Origin of the sequence: Caballeronia terrestris, assembly GCF_001544515.1 — a bacterium.
In the GTDB taxonomy this organism is placed as follows: Bacteria; Pseudomonadota; Gammaproteobacteria; order Burkholderiales; family Burkholderiaceae; genus Caballeronia; species Caballeronia terrestris.
The window spans coordinates 1-8,705 of the sequence record NZ_FCOL02000119.1 but is presented as its reverse complement, the minus strand read 5'-3'; the positions used below and the strand labels follow the sequence as shown (position 1 = coordinate 8,705).

Here is an 8,705-nt window from a genome sequence, read left to right as displayed (position 1 = left end):
CATTAGAAACTCGAACCTGTTGAATGGTAAAATGCTAGGTTAACCTTCTTCGCGAGTTGACTTAGATCAAGCCCGCCGGTTCTCAAACATCGAATATATCTCTCGGAGGGGTGCATAACCGCGCCTCGGCCTTCAAAAAGATGATGCGGTCGACGCACTTTTCGAAGCAGCGATCGGCGCGGCGCGATGTCGAAAGCGAGGACGCTAGGGAACTTCATATGCATTTCCACCACTTTGTTCGCCGGATCCCTGATTGGCGTGCAGCCGCAATCTCGGGAAGTGTTGCCGCTGTGGTGCTCGCGTTTGTAGTCTTGATGCTCGTTTGGGCTACCGGTGGTAACGTCCTAGGGCCACCGCGGATGGTGGCGGCCATTGCGTTCGGCGATGCACTGTTTGTGAGCTCCAGTTCGTTTGACTTTGCGATGACGTTGGTGGCGGCGGTTGTCCATCTTACTCTGTCGGTGTGCTTTGCACTTATGCTCGCACTGGTCGTTGCGCAGTTTAAATTCGACTCGAGCGTACCTATGGCTTCGGTCGTGGGAGCCATCTTTGGTCTGCTGCTGTACGTTTTCAACTTCTACGTAGTGACTCGCGCGTTCCCCTGGTTTGCGTATGCGCGAGGATGGGTGACCTGCTTGTTGAACGTCGCTTTCGGAGTAATAGCGGCGATTACATACTTGCGGCTCGCGCGGCAGCATGCAGCGGCGGCAGAACGTTAGACGGGTTAGGAAAGTGTTGGAAGAAAATCGACAGCGTCCGACAAATCGAGCTGATGCTGCTGTCATCCGACGCCGCATGACCACCAGACCGTTGAAATACCCAAGCCAAAGGAGCCGGTCCGCTAGTGGAATGGCAGCCGAGTTCGTAACCGTATGGAGTTAGGCTGAAAGGCTCTGCGGCCCAGAAAGCACTGTTGGCCGGTGCTTCTGGGTCAACGGTAAGTGCCGCGGGATGCAACAGCGCAGGAAGAAATCTTCTTGGATTCGACCAGCTGGCGGATGGTGTACGGCAGACGCTCGCTCCCCCACTCGTTCGTTGCGGTTGAGTTGAAAGCGACCGCCTGCAATGGGCGATCTGGGAGTCTGGACGCTATCATCCGGACATGACCGACTGCGGCATCTGGAAGGTGGCAGTTCGATAAATTTTAGCTGACGACAGCGCATTGCAGTGACGCGCAGTTGAGCTCGATCGCACATTTCGCAAAGGGACAGACGATGAGCGTGAAAATGTCGGAGGATCAGATTCGTACCCTCGCGTTTTACCTGTGGGAACTGGATGGACGCCCAAGCGGGAGGGCCGATGAGTATTGGGAGAAGGCCAAATCGGAATTGTGCGCAGGAGAAGATGGGCGTCGTGAAAAGGGTAATGACTCGTCTGGATTCGGCGATCCACCGGAAAAGCTACGAGTCCGTCCGCTGGCCGAATAGTTTGAGGCTGCGGCTTTGCCGCTGCTGCACGCTGAGGGCCCATTGTTTGATGAATCGATGAGTTAGCAGTTGGCTGGACTCGCGGTACGGCAAGTTCTGCCGCGCGTCAAACAAGATGAGAGCCGCATTGACTCAGGTTTTTTGCTACCACGCGAGGGTCGTTGCCTCATGTAATTTGTTACCCGTCAGGATGCAGGCGGGAGCGACTTATGACAAGGCGGCTCAGCATGACAACACGGCAGGAATTGACTCAAGCAGTCGGCGAGCGGTACCGCCGTTCTGACCGGAACGAGAAACGCCAGATACTGGACGAATTCGTTGAGTTGACGGGTTACCATCGAAAGCACGCAATCCGTGTGTTGTGTCGAGAATTTCGGCCGCCAAAGGTACGGACTGGCCCGCAGAGGCGCTATAACGATGAGGTGCGCGCCGCGCTGATTACCCTATGGGAGGCTGGTGACCGGATCTGCGGCAAGCGGCTGAAAGCGCTGATCCCGACGCTAATCGAGTCGATGACAAGGCATGGCCACCTGTCATTATCGAAGGGCGTACGCCAGCGGCTCACACAGATCAGCGCCGCCACCATTGACCGACTGCTGCATGATGTACGCGAGCAGGCTTCCGGTGGCCAACACCGACGCGCCAGCGGAGTCGGCAGTGCTATTCGCCGTGCCGTTCCAATCCGGACATTCTCGGACTGGAACGATCCGCTGCCCGGTTATTTCGAGATCGATTTCGTGCAGCATTGTGGTGGCGGCAAGGTCGACAGCGAGCTGGTGCACACGCTTGTTATGACGGATATCGCGACCGGATGGACTGAATGCCTGGCGATGCCGTTTCGCAGCGGCGCATTCGTTCTGGAGCATATCGAGCAAGTCCGCCGTGCGTTGCCGTTTCCGCTGCGCGGACTAGATTGCGACAACGATAGCGCCTTTATGAACGAGACGGTGTTCGACTTCTGCAAAGCGACAGGTATCGAGCTTACGCGCTCACGTGCATACAAGAAGAACGACCAAGCGTGGGTCGAGCAGAAGAACGGCGCTATCGTTCGCCGCTTGGTCGGCTACGGAAGGCTGCAAGGTCTGGATGCCACGGAAGTCCTTGCCTCCCTTTACCAGGTATCACGGCTCTACATCAACTTCTTCCAGCCGTCATTCAAACTGAAATCAAAGACACGTCACGGGGCGAAGGTGACGAAGCACTATGATTCACCTTTGACGCCGCTCGAGCGCGTCTTGCGAGCGGCTTCAGTGCCGGAGGCAACCAAACGCAAACTCCGAACTCGATTCAGGGCGCTCGACCCATTGGAGTTTGTTGTCCCGGATACGGCCGAACGAGAAATTCTCGCCTGGACAGCCGAAGGTAAAGAATCACCAGCTCAAACGAGGGACAACTGCAATCGACCAGCACGGGGCAACCGATTCCCGCGTCGATAGCAGTCCGGTCTTTGACCGCACGACGGAATGCACGCATGGCTCGACGTTTTACCGCCACAGTGCACGCCACGAGCATTGTTAGCGCGACAAGCCGAAACATGGAGCCTTCAAAGACTGCGTCAGGCACATGGACGACTAAAGCAACAATGACGATTGCGCCGTCCATGCACATGGCCAGCAACGAAGCGGTCACCAGATAGGCGCGCAGCATTTCAGCAGTAGTGCGACTCATCCTCATCTGGCTCCTTTCGCCAACTCATGTCGCGACAGGACTTTCGCCGGATGAATGCTAGAGAATCGAACCTGAAGCAAACCTTAAACATGCGACCAGATTGCGCTGGCGTACGCGTCAATCGGCGCGTTGTGGGGTCTCCGCGGTAGCTGCTCGTCAGCTCTCGACACTACCGACGCGAAGCTCTGCGCAAGAGAGCTTCATGGGGGAAGGCATGCCGAGATGAAACTTGGTGCGACGCAAACCAGAGGGGCCTTTCCTTAAAAAAAATTGCCCGGCTTACGCCGGGCCACGACGATTGTTTTGATGATTGGCTTCCATTTCGCTGATCCTGTCTGAGCCTCGACGCGTCGACCGCTATCGAACCGCCAGTCTAGTCGGCAGACACGCCGGGAGTTGACGTAAATCAAATGAAAGCAAGGAGGGACGTCTTATACCTGGGCATGGATTACCTTTGAAGGCTATCTCTACTCTACGCTTCAGCCACGCGTGTTCCGCGATCAACACGGAGTCTCACCATGAATCAGCCAGCCAGCCCCCACTCGCCTTCAGCGCGCTTCAGTCGGCTTTTGCTCTGCGTGGACTCGAGTATCGCGTCCATCCATGCTGCTACCTATGCCTGTCAACTCGGCGTAGGCGGCGTTCAAATCAGGGTAGTGAGCGTGCTCGAAATCCCCCGTGCACTGCTACCGATCGGCTGGCCGACCGGGCTGAATATCGCGGCTTTTTCAAACGAGTTGAGGGAATCCGCGAACGTCGCGCTATCGAAGGTTCGGCGCATTTTTGAAGACCATGGCTTAACGGTAGAGGCCGAACTGATAGACCTCGCCAGGTACGGGGGCGACGTGTCCCATGCCCTCGCGTCGGAAGCGCAGAGGTGGAACGCGGATCTGCTTGTTCTTGGGGCGAGACAACATCATGGCTTGTTGCGATGGGTAGAGGGCGCCGTCTCAGGACCCGTGACCAAGCTTGTGAAATGCCCGGTGATAGTCGTCCCGGAGAGCTACGAGCCGCAGCTTCAGCATGGACCGACGAAGATTCTCTTCGCTGTCGACGGAAGCCCGGCGTCTCATCAGGCTTTGCTGACAGGCATGACGCTCGCCGCGAGAGGGGCGCATTTAAGAGCGCTGTTTGTCCTGGATCGGACGATTCGATTCACCGACGTGGTTCCCGTGGACGTGCGGGAGGAAGCGCTTGTCGACCAGCGGGAAGAGGGAAAACGGGCGCTCGCCGCGGCAGCTGAAGTATTCACCTGCCTTGCCCCGAGTTTTCCCGCTGACTACGGCTTCCTGCATACAAAGCGGAGCGGCGACGATATCGCACACACCCTGGTTCGCGAGGCTGTTCGCTGGCCCGCAGACCTGCTCGTCATGGGCACGCATGGGCGGCGTGGCGTTGCAGGCTGGGTCCTCGGTAGCGTGTCCAATCGCGTCGCGCGTATTACTGCAACCCCGCTGCTGCTGGTTCGCGCAGCAGCCGATCACGCAGAGAGCCATGGAGAGACAGATACCCCGACCGTAGAAATCAGATCTTTGTGGAGCCAGTCCTAGATGGCAGCGCCCGCTTGAGCCGTCTGATTTTGTGGTCTTCCAGTAACGCCCGCCAGTCCAATTGCGACAGACCATAGACCAGGCCGAGCAGAACGAGTTGCGACCCGACAAAGTAAACGCCCGGATAGGCACCCAGTAAGTCGCCTTCCCCTTCCAGTCTGGCTGACGCGAACTGCGCCAGGCTTGTCCATGCGAGGTAGCTCGTCGTACGGCCTAAAAAGAATGCGAGTGCGATTGTTCTGAGGCCAAGCCCCGTCAACCCATACGCGATGAAAAGATAGTTTGACGGGAGCGGACTGAATGCATAGAGGAGGAAGACCGTTGCGGTCATGGCCTTCTTCCGCTCCAGCCATGACGTTGCCACGGCGATATTCTGCCGGTCCATGTCGCGCATGAGTCGCCCATGGATCAGCCAGTGGGAGCACCGCCAGCGCAACCCGCCCGCCCGTCGCGGCCAGCGCGGCGACGAGAGCCATGAGCACAGGATTGAGGTCAGGCTGCCGGAAGCCGATCCACGACAGGACCATCCACGTCGGTGGAGCGAATGCGGGAAGCAGGTTGAGCGCAAAGACCGCGCCGAAAAGGACGGTCAATGTCACGACGACCTGAGCGTATGTACTCATACTTCACCCGGCAAGCAGCGCGGCCATGGAGAAGAGCCGGGCGAACATGGGCACAGTCATCAATAATGTCAGCGCAGCGCCTGTCGCCAGAAGCACCACCCAGAGATAGGGATTCGTCTGACCCGTGCCGGCTCCGACGTGTCGGCGGCTCATCACGCGAACGACAAAGATCAACGCGACGTTGCCAAAGACAAGCGATAGAAAGCCGTAGGTACGGGCGATGGTTGGATCGAGGCCACGCTGGACCAACAGGGCATAGACACCCAGTACGGCAAAGGCAACGACGGCGCCGATCGCAAAGCATTGAATCATCGCCTTGCTCGACAACAACGCAATGCCGGCGGCCCGCGGCGGCCGGCGCATCAATCCGCCGCGTTCAGGTTCATTTTCAAATACGAGTGAGCACACCGGATTGATGATCAACTCCAGAAAGACAATGTGTACGGGCGCGAGCATCGGTCTCCAACCAAATATGATCGGGATCATCACGGCACTGACCATCGGAAGGTGAACCGCGACCGTGTAGCTGATCGCCTGAACGAGGTTGTCGTAAATGCGGCGACCCAGTCGAATCGCGGTGACGATCGGAGCGAAGTCGTCGCGTAGCAGAACCAGTGATGCGACCTCGCGTGCGACCTCGGCGCCGCGATTGCCCATTGCGATGCCTATATGAGCTGACTTGAGCGCCGGTGCATCATTGACGCCGTCTCCTGTCATGGCGACAACATCACCGCGTGCCTTGAACGCTTCCACAAGCCGTAGCTTCTGTTCCGGCCGGATGCGCGCAAATACACTGGTCGATCGAAGCGCACGTTGAAGGGACGCGTCGTCCATTGCGATTAGCGCCTGACCGGTCAGCAGATGCGTGGCATCTATGCCGACCTCGGACGCGATCGCTTGCGCCGTGGACGGGTAATCGCCGGTGATCATCACCACCCGAATGCCGGCTGTGCGGCATTCGGCGATCGCCGCGGCTGCGTCAGGGCGCACCGGGTCCATCAGGCCGACCAGTCCGACGAAGCTGAAATCGAACTCATGCTGGTCCGCGGGCCATGGCGACCCAGGATGATTCGCCTTGGCCACGCCGAGTACGCGGAGTCCGCGCGACGCCATCCGCGCGGCTTCGGCAAGGATGGCATCGCTCTCGAATCCGTCGAGATGGCAAAGCATGCAAACCGCTTCAGGTGCGCCCTTGCACGCTACGGCGTGATGCTGACGTTCAGGTGCGCGCCATGCATGCGCCATCGTCGGCAATGCCGGTGAAAGTTCGTATTCGTGGACGAGCGTCCAATCAGTATGCAGGCGTTCCGCTTTCTGGAGAAATTGACGGCCCGTCTGGTGAAAAGCGCGTTCCATCGGATCGACGGGCTCGATCTCACTCGCCAGAACGAGATATTCAAGGAGTTCTTTGAGGTGTTCGTCGATTTGCTGGGTTTTCGTATCGATGATCTGGTCCCGCCCTCCTGCGGACAGGACGCGAACGGACATCAGGTTCTGAGTGAGCGTGCCGGTCTTGTCCACGCACAGCACCGTAGTTTGGCCGAGTGTTTCGATCGCATTCATGCGACGCGTCAGAACGCCGGCTTTGGCAATACGGCGTGCGCCCAACGCCATGAATACGGTCAGAATCACCGGGATTTCTTCCGGCAAGATTCCCATCGCCAGGGAGATGCCAGCCAGAACGCCCGGCAGCCAGCTACCGTAGCGCCATCGATAAAGCACAACCAATGCTGCGCACAGCAGTATCGCCAGCATGGCGAAACGCTTGACGAAAAGTCCCATCTGGATTTGTAGCGGTGAGCGGCCTTCCGCGATGTTCGACAACGACTTGCCGATCCGCCCAAGCTCTGTCTGCGCGCCTGTCGTGCTCACCGTCATCCACGCCTGACCCTGGACCACCATCGAACCAAAATAGAGTCGATTATCTTCACTGTCGATCGCGCTCTTTGCGACCGCCTCCGATTCCCCCGTCAGCAGCGACTCGTCAACACTCAGGCCGTGGACTTCGACGGCTACTCCGTCAGCGGGAACCCGTGCCCCCTCGTCGACGAAAACCAGATCGCCGGGTACCAGATCGGCGGCGGATATCAGTCGCCGCTCACCATCGCGCAGCACCTGTGCTCGTGGTGCGGACATTTCGCGAAGTGACGCGAGAACGCGTGCCGTCCGATGACTTTGCACTGCCGTCAGGGCGACTATGGCGAGAACGAACCCGAGCAACAGGAAAGCCTCAGACGCGTCGCCGATCACGAAATAGATCAGACTCGCGGCGAGTAGCAGAATGAACATCGGCTCGCTCAGCACGTCGCGAGCGGTTTTCCACCAACTGCGGCCTTGCTGTGACTCGACGATGTTCTTGCCGAATCTGCCGCGTAGGAGTTCGGCGCTCTCGCTCGTGAGGCCCTGCCGAGCGGGGACGTCAACGCTCTCACCACCTGTCCGTTGCACAGGCATTTCGAGAGTGGCAGGGTGCGACTGGGTGTTTAATGAATGAGGCATCTGCGGGGCGTCCGATCTGGAAGGTCTGCATGATTACGGTATCGATGTCGATCGAACCTGATCCAGCATTGCGCCATGACGGCAGGTGCCTGTTGATAATCGTCAAGAAACTGCGGAACAGAGCGCCTCTGCAGCGGTAGACTTCGAATATGTGCTTCTCGGTACTCAGGCACTGTTGTTGTTGACCCGCTTCGGGCTTCTGCCACAGCCCCGAATAGCAAACCCACGGCAGCCGTTATTGCCATCGCCAGCAGACCCCAGAAACTCACGCGCCACATGCCTTTGATAGTGCTTGCGCCACCGGTGTAAGCTGCGAGTGCGCCGAGAACGGCCAGGAACGCCAGCGATGCGATGCTGACGGCCCCGATCAACCAGCCAGAAACTGACAGAAGCGCGACCAGTAATGGCAACGCGGCCCCGATTGTGAAGGCCAGCGCTGATGCGAGTGCAGCCTGGAGCGGTCTGGCGCTGACAGCCTCCGAGATGCCTAACTCGTCGCGGGCGTGGGCAGCGAGCGCGTCTTTGGCCATGAGTTGCGTGGCGACCTGGTCCGCGAGCGCCTCCTCGACACCGCGTTGAACATAAATTGCTGCGCGCTCAGCATGCTCGCGCGCGTGACCGGTCGAAAGCTCGACGTGCTCCCGTGCAAGATCCGCCTGCTCGGTATCGGCTTGGGAACTGACGGAGACGTATTTGCCGGCAGCCATCGCCATTGCGCCCGCCGCGAGGCCGGCAACGCCCGCCACGATAACTGCGCTATGCGTCGCACTGGAGGTAGCTACGCCGACAATAAGGCTGGCGGTGGAGACAATCCCATCGTTGGCACCCAGAACGGTCGCACGCGGCCAGCCTATATGTTGGGTGCGATGGCGCTCGCTCCGGCTGTGGTCCCCCCGGCGTCACAGTAGATGTCGCCTCTGAATTTTTGTTATTTGAAG

Annotated in this window: 5 protein-coding genes and 2 pseudogenes; 4 read left to right on the top strand and 3 right to left on the bottom strand. The window is 58.8% G+C overall.

From position 1 onward, the window contains the following. The first annotated feature begins 218 nt into the window (after nucleotides 1-218). The 4 genes from AWB67_RS32960 (at nucleotide 219) to AWB67_RS32945 (ending at nucleotide 4,645) form a co-directional block, all read left to right on the top strand. Entirely contained in the window at nucleotides 219-719 is a 501-nt protein-coding gene (locus AWB67_RS32960; protein WP_087660225.1) for a hypothetical protein, read from the top strand. A gap of 495 nt (nucleotides 720-1,214) precedes the next feature. Then, a complete protein-coding gene (locus tag AWB67_RS32955; protein WP_087660224.1) occupies nucleotides 1,215-1,427 on the top strand; it encodes a DUF2934 domain-containing protein in 213 nt (70 codons plus the stop codon). Between the two features lie 227 nt (nucleotides 1,428-1,654). Then, nucleotides 1,655-2,863 (top strand): integrase catalytic domain-containing protein, encoded by a 1,209-nt coding sequence (locus tag AWB67_RS32950; protein ID WP_235025479.1) that lies wholly within the window; start codon nucleotides 1,655-1,657, stop codon nucleotides 2,861-2,863. 750 nt (nucleotides 2,864-3,613) lie between these two features. Continuing rightward, on the top strand, nucleotides 3,614-4,645 hold the full coding sequence (locus tag AWB67_RS32945) for a universal stress protein (protein WP_087660223.1): 1,032 nt from the start codon (nucleotides 3,614-3,616) through the stop codon (nucleotides 4,643-4,645). On the opposite strand, the pseudogene AWB67_RS32940 reads toward AWB67_RS32945, so the two are convergent. The 3 genes and pseudogenes from AWB67_RS32940 to AWB67_RS32930 all read right to left on the bottom strand — a co-directional run. Continuing rightward, a pseudogene (locus AWB67_RS32940) lies at nucleotides 4,620-5,268 on the bottom strand (hypothetical protein). The gene AWB67_RS32945 and the pseudogene AWB67_RS32940 overlap by 26 nt on opposite strands. Nucleotides 5,269-5,271: 3 nt before the next feature. Continuing rightward, on the bottom strand, nucleotides 5,272-7,716 hold the full coding sequence (locus AWB67_RS32935) for a cation-translocating P-type ATPase (RefSeq protein WP_235025478.1): 2,445 nt from the start codon (nucleotides 7,714-7,716) through the stop codon (nucleotides 5,272-5,274). A 257-nt stretch (nucleotides 7,717-7,973) separates the two neighbouring features. Then, nucleotides 7,974-8,621, bottom strand: a pseudogene (locus AWB67_RS32930) (VIT1/CCC1 transporter family protein); the annotation flags it as partial. Between the last annotated feature and the right edge of the window lie 84 nt (nucleotides 8,622-8,705).